This window comes from Catenulispora rubra, assembly GCF_015356825.1.
GTDB lineage: Bacteria > Actinomycetota > Actinomycetes > Streptomycetales > Catenulisporaceae > Catenulispora > Catenulispora rubra.
The window spans coordinates 1-586 of record NZ_JAACYW010000704.1 but is presented as its reverse complement, the minus strand read 5'-3'; the positions used below and the strand labels follow the sequence as shown (position 1 = coordinate 586).

The 586-nt window shown below is 69.6% G+C and carries 1 protein-coding gene; it reads left to right on the top strand.

The genetic code is table 11. The annotated features are described in order from the left end of the window. Positions 1-59: 59 nt before the first annotated feature. On the top strand, positions 60-586 hold a 527-nt coding region (locus GWK61_RS55045; protein WP_267254619.1), incomplete at its 3' end, for a transposase.

Here is a 586-nt window from a genome sequence, read left to right as displayed (position 1 = left end):
TCATGGTGTATTTCACGCTGGGGTTGGCGTTGTGGTCGCAGGATTCGTATGAGGATGTGTTGGGCAATCTGACCGATGCGGTGCCGGAGTTGGCCGGGGCCACGGTGGACAAGTCGTCGCTGACCGGAGCTCGTGTGAGGCTGGGTGCGGCGGCGATGGCCGAGGTGTTTCACCTGGCGGCCGCTGATCCGGTGGCGTTGGCCAACACCCCCGGGGCACGCTGGCGGGGTCGGCTTGTTTTGGCGGTGGACGGGTTCGTGGTGGACCTGCCGGAGACGGTAGACAACCGCCGGGTGTTCGGCGGGCCGGTCGGCGGGGTGCGCTCGACCCGGGACACGGCCTACCCGCAGGCCAAGGTGGTGACGCTGGCCGAGGCCGGCAGCCACGGGCTGCGGGCGGCGGCGATCGGGGCCTACGCCACCCCGGAGCGGGAGTTGGCCGAGCAGCTGATCGGCGCCCTGGATGAGCATTCGATCGTGTTGTTCGACGCCGGTTTCCCCTCGGTGAGGCTGTTCCAGCTTCTGCAGGCCACCGGCGCGGCCGTGGTGATGCGCGCCGACCGGCGGATCGGGAACAGGGACCTGAC